We start from the raw sequence: 20,188 nt of genomic DNA, 5'->3' as shown, positions 1-20,188 counted from the left end.
ATAGGGAAGCTGCCGGGCAATGAGACTATCGCTGATCCTTGAAGCCGTCGACCGGATCACGGCACCGGTGCGCCGCGTCGAGGCGAGCATGAAGCGGCTGACCGACCGGGCGATCAAGCCGGTCGAGCGGGCGCTGCAGCGGGTTGATGCCGTCGAAAAGCGGGTCCTTAGCAATCGCCTTATCAACCGGGTCGAGCAGCTGACCACTCGCGTAGCTCGATTGGCGCGCATCGGCGGCAGCTGGGCGATGGAAAAAGCAGCCTATGGCGCGGGCTATGCGATTGGTTGGACGATCCGACAGGCGACTCAGCTTGCACTTCGCATCGCGCAACTCGGTGCCCTCACGGCCGCCGGAGGAGCAGCATGGTTTGTCGGAGGGATTGTCAGCACGGGCGCGTCCTTCGAGCAGATGCAGGTCCAACTGGAAGGGACACTCGGCGGCGCTGCAAAGGCAAAGGAAGCACTCGCCTGGGTCCGAGAATTCGCCAAGCAAACGCCCTACGAGCTTGAAGAGGTAACCCAGGCATTCGTTCGCTCCTACAAATTGGGCATCAACCCAATGTCTGGCGCGCTGAGGGATATGGGTGACGCAGCCGGTGCCAACGCCAAACAGCTGATCGATGCAATTGAGGCGGTCGGGGATGCTCAGAATGGTGAGTTTGAGCGGCTCAAGGAATTTAACATCACGTCGAGCTCGAAGGGGGGGACGGTAGTTTTCACCTATTTCGACAAGGCGCAGAAGGAAGCCCGAAAAGCCGTCCCAAAGACCAAGACCGCGATCCAGCAAGCCGTCCTCGAAATTTTCCGCGAAACGTCCGGCGGAGGCATGGCCCGGCAGTCGACAACGTTGATCGGGCTTTGGGCCAATCTCATGGACACGGTGAAGGGTTTCCAACTCGATATCGCCAACGCCGGCATTTTCGACCTGGTCAAATCCAAGGTCGACGCAATCCTCAAATCAGCGACTCGCCTAGCTGAAGACGGCACCTTGGCCGCGTGGGCCGAGACCATCTCTGATAGGATGGAGGAACTCGTCGAACGCGCCTGGAAGTTCACCACCGAAACGGATTGGCAAGCCGTCATCGACGGGCTCGGGGGCATTGCAAATGCCTTGATAACCGTGGTTGGACTGATTGGATCGGCGATTTCAGGCGTACGTCGCTTCAGGCTCGAGGCTGACCTGCGGAACGCCAATGCGACCGTCAACAGCTGGGCGCCCTGGACAACAGATGCCGACCGCCGTGCGGCGCGATCGCGCGCGTGGGACATCCAGTCCGAGCTTGATCGTCTCGATGGGAAAAACACCGGCCCGGTTTCGCTGAACGTTCGGGACGCCACCGACCGCAAGAAGCTTTGGCTGCAACCTGCCTCCAGCATGGCCCCGGCCTCCAAGCCGGGCAAGCTTGAGATCAGCATTCGCACCGATCGTGGCACAGAAGCCTGGCCGAGCAAGATGGCTCCCGGTTCGACGCCCCTGTCGGTCAATACTGGCAGGCCGATGTGGGGTGACCAGTGATCCCGCCGGCCGGATGGCAACGAGGCAGCTTTCGCGGCGTCCCGTTCTTTACCGAAGATCATGACGAGCAGGGTGGCCGTCGCGGGGTGCTGCACGAGTTTCCCCAAGCGGAGTTACCGGTCTGGGAAGACCTGGGCCGGGCGGCAGGGCGGTTTCAGATCAACTGCCACATCGTAGGCGATCGATATCCGGCCGACGCGGACGCGCTGCGGGTTGCCTTGTCCGCGCCCGGGCCTGGCACGCTGATCCACCCTTGGTATGGGTCGATGCAGGTGGCGGTCGAGAATTACAGCCGCCGCGACAGCGCGATCGAGGGCGGACAGGCGCTATTTGCCATCAGTTTTCTTGAAACCGGCCTGCCGGCCGTGCCTGCTCCGGCCGACGACACAAGCGCTCAGGCGGCAGCTGCGGCAAATGACGCGGCAGCTGTCGCCGAGGAGCAGCTGGATGAAGATTGGTCGATCGAGCAGGTTACCGACTTTGTCGATAAGGCGGCGCGCGACCTGACCGATGCACTGGCCCTGGCGGCCCAAGCTCGTGCAGCCATTGCTGGCGGCCCCGGAGCGATCCTCGCCCTGGTCGATGCCAACGCGGATCTGCTCGGTTTGCCGGACACGCTCCGCGATGGGCTGAAACTGGGGCAATCGATCAATCGGCTGGTTCAAACGGTGGCCACCATCGCGCCGTCGGCCGAGCGCTCGCTGGCGGCGATCGAGCCCCTGATGGCCTGGGGCGGCGACCTTGATCCGGTTATCGGTGCAACCCCGCCCCGGGAGCAGGAGCGCCGCAACCAGGCAGCAATCGTCCAGGCCGTTAATCTGGCGGCTGCCGCCGAAGCTGTGCGCCAAATCGCCCGGATCCGTTTTGCAAGCTATCCCGATGCCGTCGCCGTTCGCGATCGCGTCGTCGAACGCCTGGATCTGCTGGCAGTGCGTCAGGCCGATCGGGGCGATGATGCCGGCAGCATGGCCTATGATGCGTTGCGCCAGGCGATGGTCCGCGATGTCACCGCGCGCGGCGGGTCGCTGGCTCGCCTGAAATCCATCACCCCGGGGACTACCGAGCCGGCCATCGTCATTGCGAACCGCCTTTATGGAGCTGCTGGCGTCGGCGACCGGGCCGACGAGATCGTGACCAGGAACGCCGTGCGGCATCCCAACTTCGTTACGGGCGGCGCGGCGTTGGAGGTGCTGACCAGTGGCTGACGCCATCGAACAGGCATCCCGACTTGCCGAGCCGGTAGCGTTGGCCATCGGCGGGCGTTTGTTCGGCGGCTGGACGTCGGTGTCGATCACGCGGTCGATCGCCCAGATTACCGGCACCTTCAGCCTGACGGTCGCCCAGAAGGCGGCGGCGGTCGACGCCGTCTTTCCAATCGATGCCGGCGCTGCCTGCCAAGTCCGCATCGGTGACGAAGTCGTGATCGACGGCCATGTTGATCGCGTCGACCCTTCAGGATCGCCTACCGCAAACGAGGCACAGGTTACCGGCAGGGATCGGACGGCTGACCTGGCCGATTGTTCCGCCGTTCATCGCCCGGGGAGCTGGTCCAACAGTCGGATCGAGCAGATCGCGGCGGAGCTGGCCCAGCCGTTCGGCATCGAGGTCCGGGCCGAAGCCAGTACCGGCGCTCCGATCCGGGCCTTTGCGCTCCAGCAGGGCGAAACGGTCCAGGCCGCGATTGAGCGGCTGCTGCGGTTCCGCGGCCTGCTGATGGTCGCTGATCAGGGCGGTCTGGCAATCGTCGAGCCGTCCTCGGCCGCGCCGATCGCGACGCTGGCCTATGGCGAGCAGATCGAGAGCTGGTCAGCCTTTCACAGCCAGGCCGAGCGGTATTCGGACTATCTGGTCAAGGGTCAGGCGCGAGGCAGCGACGATCGCAACGGCCGAACGGTCAGCCAGCTGAAGGGCGAAGCGCGGGATCCGGCAGTCCGTCGCTATCGTCCGCTCCTGCTCATCGCCGAAGACCAGTCCGACCCTGCCACCATTGCGGCGCGCGCGCGATTCGAAGCGGGCGTGCGGGCAGGTCGCGGTGCCGGATGCCAGGTCACGGTTCCAGGATGGCGGCCGCGCGTTGGCGAACCCCTGTGGCGGCCAAATACGCGGGTAAGGCTCCGCCACGCACCGGCAAAGTTTCCGGATGCCCTGATGCTGATCGAGAGCGTGACATTCGAGAAAGGCGCCAACGGCACAGTCGCCCAGCTCGCTCTGGTGCCGCCGGAGGCATGGACGCAGCTGGCCGAAGGAGAGCCGCGATGATCGAGCGGGTTACCAAGCCGCTCGCGGACCGGCTGCGCATGATGGTCGCGCGGGCGATCGTCACTGCGGTCAACGACGCGCGCGGCGTCCAGGAGGTCCAGGTCGAGCTGTTGGCCGACGAGGTGATTGATGGCGTCGAGCATCTGCAGCCCTACGGCCTGACCGCGCATCCTGTCGCGGGGGCGGAGGGCGTGATGGTGGCCGTGGGCGGACTGCGCAGCCATGGCTTGGTCATCGCGGTCGGCGACCGTCGCTATCGACTCCAAGGCCTCGCCCAGGGCGAGGTAGCGGTGCATGACGATCAGGGGCAGCGCGTGCTGATCGGCCGCGACGGCATCCGGATCGAGAGCGGCCTGGGCGTGTCGATCGAGACGGCCGGCGAGCTGTCGATCGACGCCGACACCATTGCCATGAGCGCCAACTCGATCGTGCTTGACAGCAACGACGTGTCGATCGGCAGCGGCGCGGTCCTGTTTGCTGCGCGCAAGACGGACACCGCTACCGGAGGCACGATCACGGGCGGTTCGACCAAGGTGAAGATCGCATGAGCAAGCTGAAGAAGGTCGAACTGAAGCTCACCGAAAAGCTGGTCGAGATGCTTGCCGAATGTGGCGTCGATCGGGGCACTCCCGCCGATGCGACCGGCAGCTTTGACCGCCAAGGCAGGTGCCGACGGATTGCCGCTCGCTGGGCCGACGGCTGGCGCGTGACGGTCAACCTGCACCTGAGCGGTGGCTATTCGGTCAGCTACTCGATCCGCATGGTCTGTCGAAAGGCGGAACTGTGACCGATATCGCCCTTGTCTTTCGTGCTGACGACTGGACGGCCGACCTGATGCTGGCCGATGGCCAGTTGGCGGCCGATGACGGCCTGCGCACCGCAATCCTGCTGTCGATGTTCACCGACGCGCGCGCCCGGCCCGATGATGCGCTGGCCGATGGTGCAGATCCGCGTGGCTGGTGGGGCGACGGGTTTGCCTCGGTCGAAAATGACGCCATCGGCAGCCGGCTGTGGCTGGTCCTGGAAAGGGGCAAGGCGCTGGCATCAACGGCGCTTCGCGCCCGCGACATCGTGCGCGAAGCACTTGCCTGGCTGATCGACGATCGGGTGGCCAGCGCCGTCGACGTGCAGACCATGATTCAGCCGATCAGCGCGACGCGGCGGTCTGCGGCTTTGGCGATCGCAGTCACCATCACCCGCCCCGACGGCCGGACCGAGCGGTTCGATTATGTCTGGGATTTCACCCGCCGGAGCATCGCATGAGTTTCACCCGCCCGACCCTGTCAGCCCTGATCGACCGCGCCCGCGCCGACATCGATGCGCGCCTGCCTGGTGCCGACAGCCGCCTGCGGAGGAGCGTTCTGGATGTGCTGGCGCGCGTTCATGCCCAGGCGGTGAACGGGCTATATGGCGCGATCAATTATTATGCGGGTTTCTTTCCCGATCCCGAGAACCGCGATGCCATCGAACGCTGGGCCTCTATCAAAGGGCTCTCTCGCAAACCGGCGATCGGCGCATCCGGTCCGGCGACAGTCACGGGCACGAACGGCACGGCGATCGTGGCCGGCACCGTGCTCGTCCGCGCCGACGGCGTCCGCTACGCCACCTCGGCCGAGGCGTTGATCGCCGGAGGTTCGGCCGAGCTGGCTGTAGTCGCCCAGCAGGGCGGCAGGATCACCGATATGGCGGCGGGCCAGCAGCTGACGTTCGTGTCGCCGATCGCCGGCGTCTCGGCTGTGGCAGTGGTCGCCGCCGGCGGGCTGGTCGGCGGCCTGGCCGAAGAGAGCGACGCCGAACTGTCGAGCCGGGTCTATGGCGCGTTGCGCAATCCACCAGCTGGGGGGAAGGCAGCCGATTACATTGGCTGGGCGCGCGAGGTTCCTGGTGTCACCAGGGCCTGGGTCGAGGAGAACTGGGACGGGCTTGGAACGCTTCGGCTTTTGTTCGTGATGGATGGGCGCGCGGACATCATCCCGCTCAGTGCTGACATCGATGCCGTGGCTGCCAAGATTGAGGCAGAACGGCCCGTCTGCGTCGAGGTGACGGTCGGCGGCCCTGTGGCCGATCCGCTCGACTTCACGCTCACCGTCACGCCCGACACGCCCGACACCCGCGCCGCTGTCGAAGCCAGCCTGCGCGACCTGATCGCCAGGGAAGCACAGCCCGGAGGCACGCTGTTGATCAGCCGCCTGCGCGAAGCGGTCAGCGTCGCCGCTGGTGAGACCGACCATGTGATGACCGCACCCTCCGCCAACGTAACGGCCGCCTCGGGCGAGATCGCCGTCATGGGTGCCATCACATGGTCGTAAACCAGCCGCTCGCCCAGCAGGCGATGCTGATGGCGCTACTCCCCAGCGGGGCGGCCTGGCCGCGCGATCCGGGTAGCGTGCTCGGTCGCCTGCTCCTGGCGTTCGGTGATGAGTTCTGGCGCGTCGAAACCCGCATCGAGCAGCTGCGCGACGAATTCGATCCGCGCACCGCCTATGAGCTGCTCGGCGACTGGGAGCGCGCGCTGGGGCTGCCCGATGGCTGCACAGCCGCCGCGACCAGCACAGCTGCCCGGCAGCTCGCCTGCTGGCGCAAACTGGCTTTCGCTGCCGGTCACTCGCGGGCGTTCTATCTCGGCCTGGCGGCAGCGCTGGGCTATGAGATCGAGATCTTTGAGTTCGATCCGTTCGTCGATGCTTATGACGCGTCGCTGACCGGTCAGATCGATGGTGGCCGCTATCGCTATGTCTGGCGGGTGTCGGTGATCAATGCCGGATCGGTCAGCTATTTCCGCGCGGGCGATCCAGCCGGTGGATTGCTGCTCGAGGGCGATGCCCAGATCGACCTGGAGTGCATCATCGCCGCTGCAAAGCCCGCCCATACCCATGTCGTGTTCAGCTATCCGGAAGAAGGACTGCCGACGCCGGCGGAACCCCCAGCGATCGCGGATGTCACCGGCGTCGAGGTTCCGTTCGGGGCTGCCACGCCCATTGATGTCAGCGCGTTCATCACGGGCAGCTGGACGGGCGTGCTGGCGGGTAATGGTGCAAGAGGCACCACGGCCGAAGCCGGATCGATCATTACCTACACGCCCGGCTTGAATCAGACCGGCGCAGACAGCTTCACCTGGGCTGCAACCGGCCCAGGCGGCACGTCCAACACCGCGACGGTTTCGTTGGTCATCGGCGCAGCCCCGGCCCCGGTTGCCAGCGATCTGTCGGGCGTGGTCACCCCGTTCGAGACGCCAATTCCCATTCATCTGGCACCCCAGATCAGCGGCGTGTGCACGTCGATCGACGTCGCCGATGCGATGTTCGGGACAGTCGAAATGAGCGGCAACTACGCGATCTACACGCCCAACCCGGGTTACGCGGGCGGCGACACCTTCACCTTCACAGCGATCGGACCGGGCGGCACCTCCAACACGGCTTCGGTTTCCCTGACGGTCAGCGCGCCAGTGTCGCCCGGCAGCGGTGGCGGTGGCGGTGAACTCGGTCCAACCTAAGGAGCATCGTCATGTTCAGGATCAACAGTAGCGGCGCGACCGGGGACGGCAGGTTCAAGGAATCGCCATCGCCAGCGACCAAGCTATCCGCCGCCTGGCTGAACGCAGTGCAGGACGAGCTGGTCAATTTGGTCACTCGGGCGGAAGGCGGCGGCGCAGCGCTGAATCCCGGCGATAGCGCGCAGATGGTTGCCGCGATCAATGCAATGATCGATCGCCGGATCAGCGGCCTGATCGGGGAACCCGATGGTCAGACCATCCGCCTTGGGTCCGTGCTGATCAAGACGGTCAACCAGTTCGGCTCTTATGCCGAGGGCAGCTACTATGTGCCCTTCATCACCCCGTTTCCATCGCTGTGCGAAAGCGCGATCGCGGTGCCCCTCAACGCCAGCGGCAACACCTCAATGGATCTGTTCGCCTCGGTGCGCGGCTGGTCTGCCGAAGGCGTCAATGTTTCCCTGTCGACCGAAGCCTCAAGCGCCAACGCCTCGGGGCTGGTGGTCTGGGCACGCGGTCGCTGACACGATTTCCCTTCCGCAGATCGCGGGAGGGGGCTGGCGGGCTGGCACCCGCCGAGCCGCAGGAAGTGAGCCTGCACATGGGCGGCCGCGAACCGCCTTCCGTCCCTCCACCGGCGCACCGGCGAGGGCTTTGTGAGCATGAATGATTATGGAGTCGATAACGACCGACCTGACCCTCGAGCCGGTCACCCCCTGCGTGCCGCCCGCCCCCTATATCGGTGGCAAGCGCGCCCTGTCCCAGCGCCTCGTCGCGCGCATCGATGCGATCCCGCATGCCCTCTATGCCGAGCCCTTTGTCGGCATGGGTGGCGTGTTTTTCCGGCGTCGGATGCGGCCAAGGGTGGAGGTGATCAACGACATCTCTACCGATGTCGTGACCCTGTTCCGCATCCTGCAGCGTCACCGCCAGTCGTTCCTCGAGGAGCTGAAGTGGCGGCTGTGCAGCCGGGCCGAGTTCAAGCGGCTGACGTCGGTCGATCCCGACACCCTGACCGACCTGGAGCGGGCGGCACGGTTCCTCTATCTTCAAAAGGCTGGCTTTGGCGGGAAGGTGGTCGGCCGGGCCTATGGGATCGACTATGCGAACGGCGCGCGGTTCAACTTGACCAAGCTTGTGCCGTTGCTGGAGGACGTCCACGAACGGCTCGCCTCTGTGCAGATCGAGCAGCTGCCCTGGGAGCGATTCATCGAGCGATATGACCGGCCCGGGACGCTGTTCTATCTCGACCCGCCCTATTTCGACTGCGAGACGGACTATGGGCCAGGCGTCTTCTCAAAGGCCGATTTCGAGCGTCTCAGTGCCCGTTTAGAAGCCATTGAGGGGCGGTTCATCTTGTCGATCAACGATACCCCGGAAGTGCGGTCGATCTTCGCCCAGCACACGCTGGAGCCGGCGGCGCTGAATTATCGGCTGAGCGGTAAGGTGACACCGGCCCGCGAGCTGATTATCACCCCCCGATGATCCTACGCAGTGGTCCAGAACCTCTTGTCCAAGAGTCCAGAAGCTTTTGTCCCGCTACACCCGCCGCTGATTACAGTACGCCCCCCTCTCCCAGCTTCGACCAGGCGGCGTGCCGCCAAGTCTTCGCAACCCTCTCCCGCAAGGGGAGCGGGAATTACAGGGCCGCCGCGGCCTCGATGATCGGCACGAACTTCTCCGCCGTCAGGGACGCGCCGCCGACCAGCGCACCGTCGACATTGTCCACCGCAAGCAGCGTCGCCGCGTTCGCGCCCGTCACCGATCCGCCATAGAGGATGCGGATGCCGTCGGCCGCGTCACCGACCATCTGGCGCAGCTTGGCACGGGCAATGGCGTGGATCGACGCGACCTGATCCGTGGTCGGCGTGCGACCGGTGCCGATCGCCCAGCGCGGTTCGTAGGACAGGGTGAACCAGCTGCCGTCCGCGCCCTCCGGCACCGATTTCTCGATCTGCGCCTGAACCACGCGTTCGGCGCGGCCCGCATCGCGCTCCGCCTCGGTCTCGCCGCAGCACAGGATGACGGACAGGCCGTGCCGCCGCGCCGCCGCCGCCTTGGCCCAGGCATCGTGGCTGGTCTCGTTCTGATCCGCCCGCCGCTCGCTGTGCCCGACGATCACGGTGCGCGCGCCGATCTCCGCCAGCATCGCCGCAGAGATGCAGCCGGTATGCGCGCCCCGGTCATTCTCGTGGCAATCCTGCGCGCCCACGCACAGCCCCGGAGCGGCGGCGACCCCGGCCTCGATCAAAGTGAAGGGCAGGCACAATGCCACGTCCACATTCGTATGCAGCGCCGCAGCTTCGCCGATCGCCACCACCTCGGGCAAATCCCCTTTCAGCCCGAACATCTTCCAGTTGCCAGCCACCAGCTTGCGTCGAGTCATCGTCGTCCCCTGATCCATCGTTCCCGCGATAGCGCCGCCATCGCCCTGCGCAAGCTTGAAGGGCGGCCAAACTCCGCCTAGAGCGACGCGCTGACCTTCACGGCTATTCGATTGGTAACGCCCCCATGCTCTCCGGCCTGCGCCGTCTTATCAATTCCGTCTGGGGCAAGCTGATCGCCCTGGGCTTTCTGGTCGTCATCGGCCTTGCCTTTGCGCTGGCCGATATCGGCAATGTGCGGACGGGCGCGGCTGCCACGGGCGACAGTGTCGCTCAGGTGGCCGATACCAAGATCACCGAAACCGAGCTGCAGCGCGCGATCCGTGCCGCGCTGGAGCAGGCACGGCAGCGCAATCCGAACCTGGACATGAATGCACTGATCGCGGCGGGCGGCGTCGGCCAGCTGCTCGACGACCTGATCGACAATGCCGCGCTGGCGGAATTCGGCACCCGGATCGGGCTGAACCCCGGCGACAAGGCGATCGATGCAGAAATCGCCAGTGCGCCTGCCTTTCGGGGACTGAGCGGTCAGTTCGACCAGGCCGCGCTGGACCAGTTCCTGTCGCGCCGCCGCATCACCCTGGCCGAGTTGCGGCGGAACATCGGCAACGACATGGTCCGCGACTGGCTGACGCTGCCCACGATCGGATCGACCCAGGTGCCGAACAAGGTCGTGCTGCCCTATGCCTCGCAATTGCTGGAGGAGCGCAGCGGCCAGGCCGGGTTCGTGCCGATTCAGGCGTTCGGCATGGGCGATCCGCCGACGCCGCAGCAGTTGCAGACCTTCTATCAGCGCAACCGTGCGCGCTACACCATCCCCGAACGCCGCGCGATCCGCTATGCCGTGGTACAGGCCGAAACGCTGCGGCAGGGCATCACCGTATCCGATGCCGAGGTGCAAAAGGCCTATGCCGCCGCTGGCCAGCGGTACGCCGCCAGCGAAAAGCGGACGCTGGGCCAGGTGATCGCAGCGGATCAGGCGACGGCCAACCGCATCGCCCAGGCGGTGCGCGGTGGCCAGACGCTTACGGCGGCCGCCCGCGCTGCCGGGCTGGAGGCAAGCACGCTGACCGACACCACCCGCCCCGCCCTGGCCGGGCAAAGCGCTGACGCGGTTGCCACCGCGGCATTCGGCGCTGCACAGGATGCGGTGGTGGGCCCGGTGCAATCGCCGCTTGGCTGGCACGTCCTGCGGGTCGAACGGATCACCCGCGTCGCCGGCAAGTCGGTGGCGGAAGCGCGCGAGGAGCTGGTCAAGGAGCTGACCGACCGCAAGCTGGCCGATCAGCTGAACGCGCTGCAGGACAAGGTGAACGACGCAATTACCGCCAACGGCACGTTCGACGAGATCGTCGCCGATGCCAAGCTGTCGGCTCAGAAGACCGCGCCGTTGCTGGGCAGTGGCATCGACCCCGAACAGCCGCAGGCGCAGCCCGATCCGCTGGCCGCACAGCTGGCGAGCGCGGCCTTTGCGATCAATCCCGGCGATGCGCCCCAGATCGCGCCGCTGGGCGATGACGGTTCCTTTGCCGTGGTGGCGCTGGACCGGGTGGTCGAAGCCGCGCCGCCGCCGCTGGCGCGGATCGAGGAAGGAGTTCGCCGCGACTTCATCGTCGAGCGGGCGCTTGGCCGCGCGCGCCAGACCGCCGCTGCGATCATCAAGAAGGTGGACGGCGGGGCCACCCTGGCCGAAGCCTTTGCGTCGGCCGGCGTGACCCTTCCCAAGCCGGAGCCGGTCAACGCATCGCGGCTGCAGCTGATGGCCATTCAGCAGCAGAACCAGGGCCGCGTTCCCGCCCCGCTGGCGCTGATGTTCTCGATGGCCCCGAAAAAGGCGAAGCTGACCGAGGAAGAGGCGCGCCGCGGCTATTATGTCGTCTATCTGGACAGCATCAAACGCGGCGATGCCACCGGCAATACGCAGCTGATCCAGCGCCGCGCGCAGGAACTGGGGCAGACGTCCGGCCGCGAACTGGCGCAGCAATTCGTTCGTGCAGTGCAAAAGGATGTCGGCGTCAGCCGCAACCAGCCCGCCATCGACCGGGTGACCAATGGGCTGCGCGCCGGTGCAGCCACGGGATCCGCCGCCCAGTGATCCAGGGGCGGGCGGAGGCAAGGGCGGCACTGGCGGCGGGTCGCCCCGCGCTGGTGTGGCAGGCGCAGGTCGCCGATACCGAAACGCCGGTTGCCGCCGCGCTGAAACTGATCGAGCCGGGACGCGGCGATTTCCTGCTCGAATCGGTCGAGGGCGGATCGGTGCGCGGGCGGCACAGCCTGATCGGCCTGGCACCTGATCTGGTGTTCCGCGCCGTCGGCAATGACGCGGAAATCAATCGCGACTGGGCCAGCGACCGCGATGCGTTTCAGCCGCATACATTGCCCGCGCTGGACGCGCTGCGCGATCTGGTGGCGCAGTGCCGCATGGACGTGCCCGACATGCTGCCGCGGGCGCTGGCGTGCCTGGTCGGCTATTTCGCCTATGAAACCGTCGGCCTGGTCGAACGGCTGCCCCGCCCTGCGCCCAGCCCGGTGGCGGTGCCCGACATGATTTTTGTCCGGCCGACGGTCATCCTGATCTTTGACCGGTTGGCGGACAGCCTGTTTCTGGTCGCGCCGGTCTGGCCGGGGGCGGATGCCGATGCCGACCGGCTGATCGAGCGCGCGGCGGAGCGGATCGAGGCGACGGCAGCGCGGCTGGCCGCGCCCCTGCCCGCCAGCCGCGCTGCCCCCGCCGAGTTGCCGCCGGTGGTGCAGCAACCGGTGCTGGCCGACGGGGCGTATCGGGCGATGGTTGCCCGGGCAAAGGACTATATCGTCGCGGGCGACATCTTTCAGGTGGTGCTGGCGCAGCGGTTCACCGCGCCCTTCCCGCTGCCGCCGTTCGAGCTCTATCGCTCGCTTCGGCGGATCAACCCCTCCCCCTTCCTCTATCACCTCGACCTGCCGGGATTTGCGCTGATCGGATCCAGCCCGGAAATTCTGGTGCGGGTGCGCGACGGCGAAGTGACGATCCGTCCGATCGCCGGGACCCGCCCGCGCGGGGCGACGGGGGCAGAGGACGCCGCGAACCGCAACAGCCTGCTCGACGATCCAAAGGAACGGGCCGAACACCTGATGCTGCTGGACCTTGGCCGGAACGACGTGGGTCGCGTGGCTGCGGCAGGTACGGTCAAGGTGACCGACAGCTACATGGTCGAATTCTACAGCCATGTGATGCACATCGTGTCGAACGTCACCGGGCGCCTGGCCGCGCCGAACGACGCCATCGACGCGCTGTTCGCCGGGTTTCCGGCGGGAACGGTTTCGGGCGCACCCAAAGTGCGGGCGTGCGAGATCATCGCGGAGCTGGAGCCGGAAACCCGCGGGCCTTATGCGGGCGGTGTCGGCTATTTCAGTCCGGACGGATCGATGGACAGCTGCATCGTGCTGCGCACCGCACTGGTCAAGGACGGGGTGATGCACGTTCAGGCCGGCGCAGGCATCGTCGCCGACAGCGATCCCGCCTATGAGCAGCGGGAGTGCGAGGCGAAATCGGGTGCGCTGTTCGCCGCAGCGCGCGATGCGGTTGCCCGGGCCGCCGCCCCGGGGTTCGGTCAGTAAGCGCCTGGGGGCGTTCGGACCCGCCCGTCGAAACAGGTCGTGGTCCGCCCGCAAATCCACGCCCTGTCGGCGATATAGCGAACCCGAACCCGCCCGTCGCGGCCGATCATCGTTCCCTGACGCGCCACATAATCGCCGTCCACCCGACCCGTATCGCGCAGCCATAATGCGGCGGCCGCATTGAAGCTGCCGGTGACCGGATCCTCGATCACCATGCCGCCCGCATCGGTGAAGAAGGTCCGGATCTCCCAATCCGCCGGCCCGCCATCCGGGTGCTGGCCGACCAGCCCATATTCGGCGCGATGCCCCAGCGCGCGGACCGGATCGACCGCCATCACCGCTGCAGCATCGCGCAGCATCAGCAGCATCCAGCCTGGACCGTTATCGGACCAGCTGACCGCCACCACCTGATCGGGGGCAAGCTGCAGGATCGACAGCGCGCGCTCCAGATCGTCCGGATCGACGGGGCCGGATCGGATCAGCGGGGGTGCAGCAAAGCCGATGTCGTCGTCGAACAGCATCAGCTCGACGGGCCCGATGCCGCATTGCTGGATGATATGGCCCGGCTGGCGCTGCACGCCCCCCATCGCCAGCCATGCATGAGCCGCCCCCAGTGTCGGATGCCCGGCAAAGGGCAATTCCCGATCAAGGGTAAAGATCCGGACGCGGTAATCGGCGGCCGGATCGTCCGGCGGCAGCAGGAACGCGGTTTCCGACAGGTTGAACCAGCGCGTGATCGCCTGAAGCTCGGCGGCATCCCGGTCGCTGTCCAGGCGCAGCACGGGCAACGGATTGCCGCTGTACGGGCCGTTCGCAAACACATCCACCATGACGAAATCCGTGGTCATTTCCTGCCCTCACTGAGCGCCGCACGGGCCATGGCATCGAAGTCCGCATCCAGCGGCGGCGGCTCCATCGACACATGCGCCTCCAACCGGTCGGCAATGGCGGTCAGCGCAGCGATGCGGGCCGCCTTCCGGTCGTTGCCGTCGATCACCGTCCACGGTGCCGCATGCCCGTGCGTCCGGTGCAGCATGTCGTGAATGGCCGCCAGATAATCGGCGCGCCTGGCCCGGTTGCGATAATCGTCCGGCCCGGTTTTCCACCGCTTCCACGGATCGTCCAGCCGTTCGGCGAATTGCCGGTCCTGGGTCGCCTGCGTGATGTGGACGAACAACTTGACCAGGGTGGTGCCGCAATCGACCTGCTGCGCCTCGAACGCGTTGATCTCGTCATAGCCGCGCTGCCATTCCGCTTCGCTGGCATATCCCTCCACCCGTTCGACGAGCACCCGGCCGTACCAGCTGCGGTCGAATACGTGCAGGTGGCCGGGGCCGGGCATCCGGGTCCAGAACCGGTACAGGAAATGCCGTCCCTTTTCCTCGGGCGTCGGCGCGGCAACCGGGTGCACCGCAAACCAGCGCGGGTCCAGATGGGCGGTCAGCGCCTTGATGATCCCGCCCTTGCCGGCCGCATCCCACCCCTCAAGCGCCACGATGGCCTTTCGCCGATGCAGGATGTGCGCGACCTGGATACGCTCCAGCCGATCCTGAACGGCCTTGAGCGACCGGGAATAGTCGCCGGCAAATGGCCGGCCCACCTCAAACGCCGCAAGTTCGACCATGGCCGCCATTCCATCCACGCATCAACTGTTCCACAATCCGCCCAACAGCGCGATGAACATGCTGGGGACCATGCCCGCCCATGATGCCAGCCCCAAGACCACGATCGTGACGACGCTCTTCAACGCCCCTTCCCACCATTGCACGAACCACAGCCCGCGGCCCAGCCGGAGAAAGGCGACGATCAGTGCCGCCCACATCACCACCATGCTGATGAGCTGAAATCCCTGCATCTGCGGCAGCGGCCCAAGGAAAAGAATGGGCACGGTCCACACGCACATCAGCACGTTGGCGGACCGCAGGCTGCGCCGCCAGTCCAGGCCGCTCCACCATTTCAAGAGCGGCGTCATGAACAGCGCGTTGCAGACGGCGATCAGCGGCGTGACGACCAGCGACAGCCAGCTTTCGGCATCGCTGATGAACGCCTCCCGGCTTTTGCCGGACCGCGCGATCCACGGGTCCAGCGACGCCGGCGGCTGCGCCTCGATCACCCCCTTCAGCCCGCCGACGAGGAAAATGTAGAACATCAGCACCCCGCACAGCGCCATGTAGAAACCGAAAGGGCGGGAATAGATGCGGCCACCGGTCGGGCCGTGGATCAGATAGGATTCCAGTGCCGCCCGCGGCCGGACCAGCAGGTCGCGGAACGTTCGGAACTCGATCTCGCCGAACCCTGTCGTTTCCTCGCATAGATCGACGAACTGCTGCCGGCGGCTGATCGGGGCCGGTTGCGCTTGATCCGTCATGCCTGGTTGCTCCCGCCCCGCCCGGCTGTACGCCAGCCAGGAATTGCCCCGCGCAACTGCATCCAAGATCGGCCGCGATGTCAATCACCTGTGACGGGATGGCGCATTGCAACGGCTAGGGATCGACTGGCTGGCGATGCAGGCATGGAACATGCGAAACACTCGCACGCTATGGTCGGCACCCAACAACAGCACTGCGGTGAGTACGCCGGAGCCCAACGCAAGATGGCATGATCGTCACGCGGCAACGACGGCCGTAGCTAGAAATTGGTGCGCCCCAGCCATTGACGAAGCCGATTTGCGGCGGCAGATGAGCCGGGCCCCGACAACAGCTGCGAAACCCATTGTGAAAATTACACGATGGAAGCAGCCAAGTCGTTGAAATGCGGGTGTAGCTCAATGGTAGAGCAGAAGCTTCCCAAGCTTACGACGAGGGTTCGATTCCCTTCACCCGCTCCACTTTTGCTTGATCGTCGTCGCGCAACATCCGGACTGCGGATCGCGCCGGGCTATTGCGGGGGCGGGGTGAGGCCTGTGGCGGTCATCAGCGCGGCCTGAACGATCATCGTCACCAGCCAGTAGCCCGCGACCGACACGACCGTCCGGGCGGGTATCCGCAGCGCGGACAGGCTGACCGCAAGCACGGGCACCACAAACCCGATCCAGATGACGAATGCGCTGCCCAACGCCATGATCCATGGGGCGGCCCTGGCCGGGGCCAGGATCAGCGCGCCGGCCAGGATCGCCGCCAGCCAAAATAGCGCGATTGCCGCCACCAGCGACTGACGGATACCGGGCACCGGCGTAGCGACCGCCCGGGTCCACACCAGCCCGATCGCTAGGCCGGCCAGCATCGCCGCAGCGATGGGCCCGATATTCAGCCAGATATAGATCATCGTTCTGAACGCTCCACGGCAGATCCGGTCACAGCGGCGGCAGTTCGATGCCGAGCGGGGCCAGCGCACGGGCAGCCCCGGACTTGACCTTGAAGAACCCCGCCGTCGCCAACGGCCAGATTGCGGAATCATAGGCCCCGCGCTGCCAGCGGACGGGCGATGCATCCGGAACCGCATCCCGGTGCCAGCCGACCGGCATCCAGGGCGCGACCAGGGGCAATGGCCCATCATCGCCCGGCCAGTGATCCAGCATCGACACGGTGCAGCCGAATTGCGCGGCGGCGCGGGTGGCGGCATCCGCCACCGCTGCGCGCGAAAATCCGGTGACGGACTCCGCAGCATCGGGGGTACGATGATCGGGCGGACACACGCCGATGACCTGTGCCGGCGGGCGGGGCAGCGCCATCGCCTCGAATCCGCAATCCTCAGGATGCAGCACCAGCGCATAATCGCCCGTAGGAAAAGGAGCGGACGGAGCAAGTGCGACCCGCGGTGCAGGGTCGTCCGGCGGCAACGGATCGGCGGTTTCGTCAAGCCCGCGCGCGGCAAAACGGCCGTCGGTATAGCGGCGGATATTCTCGCCCCGCGCCAGATAATGCTTGCCCTGCGTGTGCAGGCCGGCAACCCACCGCCAGCTGAGCGTATTGGACGCCGGATCGCCGTCGATCAGATGGCGCAGGAAGAAATCGGCCCCCAATTGCCAGGGCAGCCGCAGCGTGAAGATCCAGATGCTGGCAAACCACATGCGGGCATGATTGTGCAGCCAGCCAAGCGTCACCAGTTCGCGTGCCCAGGCATCGAAGCAATCGATGCCGGTGCGGCCCGCCATGGCCTGGAAATGGGCATGGCCAAGTCCGCGATTGTCGCGCGCTTCGGCCAGCGCCGCATCGCGTTCATCGACATACCGGCGCCAGATCTCGGGCCGCTGTTCAAGCCAGCCCCGGAAGTAGCCGCGCCACAACACTTCGCTGACGAACTTGGCTGCGGCCTCGCCATGGGGGAGCGCGGCGGCAATCACCTCCTGTTCGTGCACCAGCCGATGCCGGAGCCAGGGCGAAAGCGCGGAAACATTGCTGCGGATCGGCGCATCCGGGTCGGCGGGTGGCCCTGCATCATGATTGCGGGTCGCGGCATAGCGCGCGCCCATCGCGTCGCGGAACGCGTCCATGCGCGCCATGCCAGCCTGACGATCCGGTCGAAATCGCACCACGGTTTCAGATCCCCCCCGGTACCGACGGCCAGCCGCCAGCGGCAAGCCGCTCTGCGAGCACCGCCAGACATTGATTCACCAATTCAGGGTCCGTTGCCCGCACGACGAAATTGGCCCCCACGCGCCCATCCCTGAAAAACGGATAGCTGCCGATCGACACGCCCTGATGTGCCCGCTCGACATCGGCCAGAAGCACCGCCACCTCGCTTTCGGCGACCCAGCAGCCCAGCGTGCCGCTGATCACGGGACGGCCGCCCTGCAGGGAACCGGTCAGCGCATCCAGCATCCCCGCCGCGATGTGCGGCACCCCGGCCAGGATCAGCACATTGCCGATCCGGATGCCCGGCGCGCCGGAGCTTTCATTCACGATCAGCTCGGCACCCTGCGGCACGCGGGCCATTCGCAACCGGGCGGGATTCAATCCGCCACGACTGGCATAATAACCGGCCAGCATCGCCTCGGCTGCCGGGTGAGTCACCACCGGCACGCCCAGCGCCGCCGCGATGGCATCGACCGTGATGTCGTCATGGGTCGGGCCGATCCCGCCAGTCGTGAAGCAATAGTCATAGCGATTGCGCAGCGCGTCCACCGCCTCGACAATGGCTTCGCGGGAATCGCCGACGACGCGCACCTCGGCCAGCCGGATGCCCTGTGCGTTCAGCCAGGTCGCAATCTGAGCGATGTTGCGGTCCTGCGTCCGGCCTGAAAGGATTTCGTCCCCGATCACGGCCAGGCCGGCGGTCCAGATGCGTTCAGTCATGGCGCAGGCGCATAGCGTGCCCGCCCCCTCTCGCAAATACGGCCCCAGGTCGCTATGTGATCGGCATGACGACCTATGTTTCCGCAACCGCCGATCTGCCGATGACCCGCAGCAACGCGATCAAGCTGCATGACGAGGCGGGGTTTGCCGGGATGCGCGCGGCAGGCCGCTTGGCAGCCGATATCCTTGACATGCTGGTGCCGCATGTCGTGCCGGGCGTGACCACCGGAGAGCTGGACGCGATGGTGCGCCGGGCCATGCTGGACGGCGGATCGGTGCCCGCGACTCTCGGCTATCGTGGGTACACGCACAGCTGCTGCATTTCGATCAATCATGTCGTCTGTCACGGCATCCCGGGGGACCGGGTGCTGAAAGACGGCGACATCGTCAATATCGACGTCACGCCACTGCTGGACGGATGGCACGGCGATACCAGCCGGATGTATCTGGTCGGCGACGTCCCGCTAAAGGCCCGGCGGCTGGTCGAGGTGACGCACGAATGCCTGATGCTGGGCATCGAACAGGCGCGGCCCGGCAACACGCTGGGCGATGTCGCCCACGCCATTCAGCGCCATGCGGAAGCGCATCGATACGGCGTCGTCCGCGATTTCTGCGGACACGGGCTGGGACGGCTGTTTCACGATGCGCCGGAAGTGGTGCATGTCGGGCGTCCGGGTACGGGTCCGGAATTGCGCCCCGGCATGTTCTTCACCATCGAACCAATGATCAACATCGGTCGTCCTGACGTCAAACTGCTGGAGGACGGCTGGACGGCAGTGACGCGCGACCGTTCGCTGTCGGCCCAGTTCGAACATTCCATCGGCATCACCGAAACCGGATGCGAAATCTTCACCCTCAGCGCCCGGGGCCTGCACAAGCCGCCCTATTGATTGGCCGAGGTAACGATCGTGGTCTTTTCCCGCCTGTTCAAGCGTGCCGCCGATCAACCGGCAACCCGTCCCGGCCGAGTGCCGGACGGGCGCCGGGTCTATGCGATCGGGGATATTCACGGGCGGCTCGACCTGCTCGATGCCCTGCTGGAACGGATCGATCAGGATCATGCCGGGCGTGAACCGGCCCGGCGCATCCTGATCTTTCTGGGCGACCTGATCGATCGCGGGCCGGATTCGGCGCAGGTCGTCGAGCGAGTCATGGCGTTGAAAGCAACGTCGCCCGAAGACGTCCGGGCGCTGATCGGCAATCACGAGGAAGTGATGCTGATGGCGCTGGCCGGCAACCGCGAATCGCTTCGCCTGTTCGACCGGATCGGCGGGCGGACGACGATGCACAGCTACGGCGTCACCGCCGAAATGATCGCCAAGGCCGATTGGGACGACCTGCACGCCGCATTTGCCTCAGCCGTTCCGGCATCGCACCGCGCGTTCCTGGAACAGTGCGAGGACATGATCGAGATGGGCGATTATGCCTTTGTCCATGCGGGCATCGATCCGGCCCGCGATCTGACCGATCAGAAAATCTCTGATCTGCGGTGGATTCGGGGGACGTTCCTGAACCATCGCCACGCGCTGCCGCGGATCATCGTCCATGGGCACAGCATCACCGAGTCGGTGGACTGGATGCACAGCCGCATCGGGATCGATACCGGAGCCTATGCCAGCGGACGGCTCACCGCGCTAGCACTGGAAGGCGCGGATCGCCGGATCGTCGATGTCGCGGGGTTGGTCGGCGAACGCTGACCGCCCGG

21 protein-coding genes and 1 tRNA gene are annotated in these 20,188 nt (G+C 66.1%); 15 read left to right on the top strand and 7 right to left on the bottom strand.

Annotated features, from left to right (window positions below):
• The first annotated feature begins 19 nt into the window (after positions 1 to 19).
• The 10 genes from ACPVPU_RS07240 (at position 20) to ACPVPU_RS07195 (ending at position 8,750) form a co-directional block, all read left to right on the top strand.
• Positions 20 to 1,516: a tape measure protein gene (locus tag ACPVPU_RS07240; RefSeq protein WP_448660296.1), complete on the top strand. Its 1,497-nt coding sequence runs from the start codon at positions 20 to 22 to the stop codon at positions 1,514 to 1,516.
• A complete protein-coding gene (locus ACPVPU_RS07235) occupies positions 1,513 to 2,721 on the top strand; it encodes a DNA circularization protein (RefSeq protein WP_448660295.1) in 1,209 nt (402 codons plus the stop codon). Before ACPVPU_RS07240 ends, ACPVPU_RS07235 begins: the two co-directional genes overlap by 4 nt.
• A complete protein-coding gene (locus ACPVPU_RS07230) occupies positions 2,714 to 3,775 on the top strand; it encodes a phage baseplate assembly protein (RefSeq protein ID WP_448660294.1) in 1,062 nt (353 codons plus the stop codon). Before ACPVPU_RS07235 ends, ACPVPU_RS07230 begins: the two co-directional genes overlap by 8 nt.
• On the top strand, positions 3,772 to 4,323 hold the full coding sequence (locus tag ACPVPU_RS07225) for a phage baseplate assembly protein V (protein WP_448660293.1): 552 nt from the start codon (positions 3,772 to 3,774) through the stop codon (positions 4,321 to 4,323). The genes ACPVPU_RS07230 and ACPVPU_RS07225 overlap by 4 nt, the downstream gene beginning before the upstream one ends.
• Complete coding sequence (locus ACPVPU_RS07220) at positions 4,320 to 4,562, top strand: hypothetical protein (RefSeq protein ID WP_448660292.1); 243 nt, start codon at positions 4,320 to 4,322, stop codon at positions 4,560 to 4,562. The genes ACPVPU_RS07225 and ACPVPU_RS07220 overlap by 4 nt, the downstream gene beginning before the upstream one ends.
• On the top strand, positions 4,559 to 5,038 hold the full coding sequence (locus ACPVPU_RS07215; RefSeq protein ID WP_448660291.1) for a phage GP46 family protein: 480 nt from the start codon (positions 4,559 to 4,561) through the stop codon (positions 5,036 to 5,038). Before ACPVPU_RS07220 ends, ACPVPU_RS07215 begins: the two co-directional genes overlap by 4 nt.
• Positions 5,035 to 6,084 carry a baseplate J/gp47 family protein gene (locus ACPVPU_RS07210; protein ID WP_448660290.1) on the top strand — a complete coding sequence of 350 codons (1,050 nt, stop codon included), beginning with the start codon at positions 5,035 to 5,037 and terminating at the stop codon, positions 6,082 to 6,084. Before ACPVPU_RS07215 ends, ACPVPU_RS07210 begins: the two co-directional genes overlap by 4 nt.
• Complete coding sequence (locus ACPVPU_RS07205) at positions 6,075 to 7,268, top strand: putative phage tail protein (RefSeq protein ID WP_448660289.1); 1,194 nt, start codon at positions 6,075 to 6,077, stop codon at positions 7,266 to 7,268. Before ACPVPU_RS07210 ends, ACPVPU_RS07205 begins: the two co-directional genes overlap by 10 nt.
• 11 nt (positions 7,269 to 7,279) lie before the next feature.
• A complete protein-coding gene (locus ACPVPU_RS07200) occupies positions 7,280 to 7,789 on the top strand; it encodes a hypothetical protein (RefSeq protein ID WP_448660288.1) in 510 nt (169 codons plus the stop codon).
• Between the two features lie 148 nt (positions 7,790 to 7,937).
• Positions 7,938 to 8,750, top strand: a complete 813-nt coding sequence (locus ACPVPU_RS07195; protein ID WP_448660287.1) for a DNA adenine methylase — start codon at positions 7,938 to 7,940, stop codon at positions 8,748 to 8,750.
• Between the two features lie 154 nt (positions 8,751 to 8,904).
• Here ACPVPU_RS07195 and tpiA read toward each other — a convergent pair whose 3' ends face one another.
• Entirely contained in the window at positions 8,905 to 9,651 is a 747-nt protein-coding gene (tpiA, locus tag ACPVPU_RS07190) for a triose-phosphate isomerase (RefSeq protein WP_448660286.1), read from the bottom strand.
• Positions 9,652 to 9,776: 125 nt separating this feature from the next.
• Here tpiA and ACPVPU_RS07185 point away from each other — a divergent pair, with 125 nt between their 5' ends.
• Positions 9,777 to 11,744, top strand: coding sequence for a SurA N-terminal domain-containing protein (locus ACPVPU_RS07185; RefSeq protein WP_448660285.1), 1,968 nt, complete (start codon positions 9,777 to 9,779; stop codon positions 11,742 to 11,744).
• Positions 11,741 to 13,249, top strand: a complete 1,509-nt coding sequence (locus ACPVPU_RS07180; protein ID WP_448660284.1) for an anthranilate synthase component I family protein — start codon at positions 11,741 to 11,743, stop codon at positions 13,247 to 13,249. Before ACPVPU_RS07185 ends, ACPVPU_RS07180 begins: the two co-directional genes overlap by 4 nt.
• Here the strand turns inward: ACPVPU_RS07180 and ACPVPU_RS07175 are convergent.
• Genes ACPVPU_RS07175 through ACPVPU_RS07165 form a run of 3 tightly spaced genes read right to left on the bottom strand, consistent with a single transcriptional unit; the run spans position 13,243 to position 15,617 of the window.
• Entirely contained in the window at positions 13,243 to 14,097 is an 855-nt protein-coding gene (locus ACPVPU_RS07175) for a PhzF family phenazine biosynthesis protein (RefSeq protein ID WP_448660283.1), read from the bottom strand. The two genes, ACPVPU_RS07180 and ACPVPU_RS07175, sit on opposite strands and share 7 nt — an antisense overlap.
• Complete coding sequence (locus ACPVPU_RS07170) at positions 14,094 to 14,873, bottom strand: polyphosphate kinase 2 family protein (protein WP_448660282.1); 780 nt, start codon at positions 14,871 to 14,873, stop codon at positions 14,094 to 14,096. The genes ACPVPU_RS07175 and ACPVPU_RS07170 overlap by 4 nt, the downstream gene beginning before the upstream one ends.
• A 21-nt stretch (positions 14,874 to 14,894) precedes the next feature.
• The gene (locus ACPVPU_RS07165) at positions 14,895 to 15,617 is read right to left on the bottom strand and encodes a hypothetical protein (protein ID WP_448660281.1); all 723 of its coding nucleotides are present in this window, start codon (positions 15,615 to 15,617) and stop codon (positions 14,895 to 14,897) included.
• Positions 15,618 to 16,002: 385 nt separating this feature from the next.
• Here ACPVPU_RS07165 and ACPVPU_RS07160 point away from each other — a divergent pair.
• Positions 16,003 to 16,076, top strand: a tRNA-Gly gene (locus ACPVPU_RS07160).
• A gap of 50 nt (positions 16,077 to 16,126) precedes the next feature.
• Here ACPVPU_RS07160 and ACPVPU_RS07155 read toward each other — a convergent pair.
• Genes ACPVPU_RS07155 through ACPVPU_RS07145 form a run of 3 tightly spaced genes read right to left on the bottom strand, consistent with a single transcriptional unit; the run spans position 16,127 to position 18,483 of the window.
• Positions 16,127 to 16,513: a hypothetical protein gene (locus ACPVPU_RS07155; RefSeq protein WP_448660280.1), complete on the bottom strand. Its 387-nt coding sequence runs from the start codon at positions 16,511 to 16,513 to the stop codon at positions 16,127 to 16,129.
• Between the two features lie 28 nt (positions 16,514 to 16,541).
• Complete coding sequence (locus ACPVPU_RS07150) at positions 16,542 to 17,690, bottom strand: FAD-binding domain-containing protein (protein ID WP_448660279.1); 1,149 nt, start codon at positions 17,688 to 17,690, stop codon at positions 16,542 to 16,544.
• A gap of 37 nt (positions 17,691 to 17,727) precedes the next feature.
• A complete protein-coding gene (locus tag ACPVPU_RS07145) occupies positions 17,728 to 18,483 on the bottom strand; it encodes a competence/damage-inducible protein A (RefSeq protein ID WP_448660278.1) in 756 nt (251 codons plus the stop codon).
• Between the two features lie 65 nt (positions 18,484 to 18,548).
• Between ACPVPU_RS07145 and map the strand changes: the two genes are divergently transcribed.
• Positions 18,549 to 19,373, top strand: coding sequence for a type I methionyl aminopeptidase (gene map, locus ACPVPU_RS07140; RefSeq protein WP_448660277.1), 825 nt, complete (start codon positions 18,549 to 18,551; stop codon positions 19,371 to 19,373).
• Positions 19,374 to 20,180 carry a metallophosphoesterase family protein gene (locus tag ACPVPU_RS07135; protein ID WP_448660276.1) on the top strand — a complete coding sequence of 269 codons (807 nt, stop codon included), beginning with the start codon at positions 19,374 to 19,376 and terminating at the stop codon, positions 20,178 to 20,180.
• The last annotated feature ends 8 nt before the right edge of the window (positions 20,181 to 20,188 follow it).

The organism is Sphingomonas paludis, assembly GCF_053502515.1.
Note: the sequence above shows the minus strand (reverse complement) of the source record. Positions and strands in the feature narration are given on the sequence as shown.

Coding starts and splice junctions, on each gene's coding strand:
- ACPVPU_RS07145 (WP_448660278.1), bottom strand. CDS start 18,483: ATGACTGAACGCATCTGGACCGCCGGCCTGGCCGTGATCGGGGACGAA.
- ACPVPU_RS07185 (WP_448660285.1), top strand. CDS start 9,777: ATGCTCTCCGGCCTGCGCCGTCTTATCAATTCCGTCTGGGGCAAGCTG.
- ACPVPU_RS07170 (WP_448660282.1), bottom strand. CDS start 14,873: ATGGTCGAACTTGCGGCGTTTGAGGTGGGCCGGCCATTTGCCGGCGAC.
- tpiA (WP_448660286.1), bottom strand. CDS start 9,651: ATGACTCGACGCAAGCTGGTGGCTGGCAACTGGAAGATGTTCGGGCTG.
- ACPVPU_RS07200 (WP_448660288.1), top strand. CDS start 7,280: ATGTTCAGGATCAACAGTAGCGGCGCGACCGGGGACGGCAGGTTCAAG.
- ACPVPU_RS07155 (WP_448660280.1), bottom strand. CDS start 16,513: ATGATCTATATCTGGCTGAATATCGGGCCCATCGCTGCGGCGATGCTG.
- ACPVPU_RS07210 (WP_448660290.1), top strand. CDS start 5,035: ATGAGTTTCACCCGCCCGACCCTGTCAGCCCTGATCGACCGCGCCCGC.
- ACPVPU_RS07220 (WP_448660292.1), top strand. CDS start 4,320: ATGAGCAAGCTGAAGAAGGTCGAACTGAAGCTCACCGAAAAGCTGGTC.
- ACPVPU_RS07240 (WP_448660296.1), top strand. CDS start 20: ATGAGACTATCGCTGATCCTTGAAGCCGTCGACCGGATCACGGCACCG.
- ACPVPU_RS07165 (WP_448660281.1), bottom strand. CDS start 15,617: ATGACGGATCAAGCGCAACCGGCCCCGATCAGCCGCCGGCAGCAGTTC.
- ACPVPU_RS07175 (WP_448660283.1), bottom strand. CDS start 14,097: ATGACCACGGATTTCGTCATGGTGGATGTGTTTGCGAACGGCCCGTAC.
- ACPVPU_RS07205 (WP_448660289.1), top strand. CDS start 6,075: ATGGTCGTAAACCAGCCGCTCGCCCAGCAGGCGATGCTGATGGCGCTA.
- ACPVPU_RS07195 (WP_448660287.1), top strand. CDS start 7,938: ATGGAGTCGATAACGACCGACCTGACCCTCGAGCCGGTCACCCCCTGC.
- map (WP_448660277.1), top strand. CDS start 18,549: ATGACGACCTATGTTTCCGCAACCGCCGATCTGCCGATGACCCGCAGC.
- ACPVPU_RS07150 (WP_448660279.1), bottom strand. CDS start 17,690: ATGGCGCGCATGGACGCGTTCCGCGACGCGATGGGCGCGCGCTATGCC.
- ACPVPU_RS07225 (WP_448660293.1), top strand. CDS start 3,772: ATGATCGAGCGGGTTACCAAGCCGCTCGCGGACCGGCTGCGCATGATG.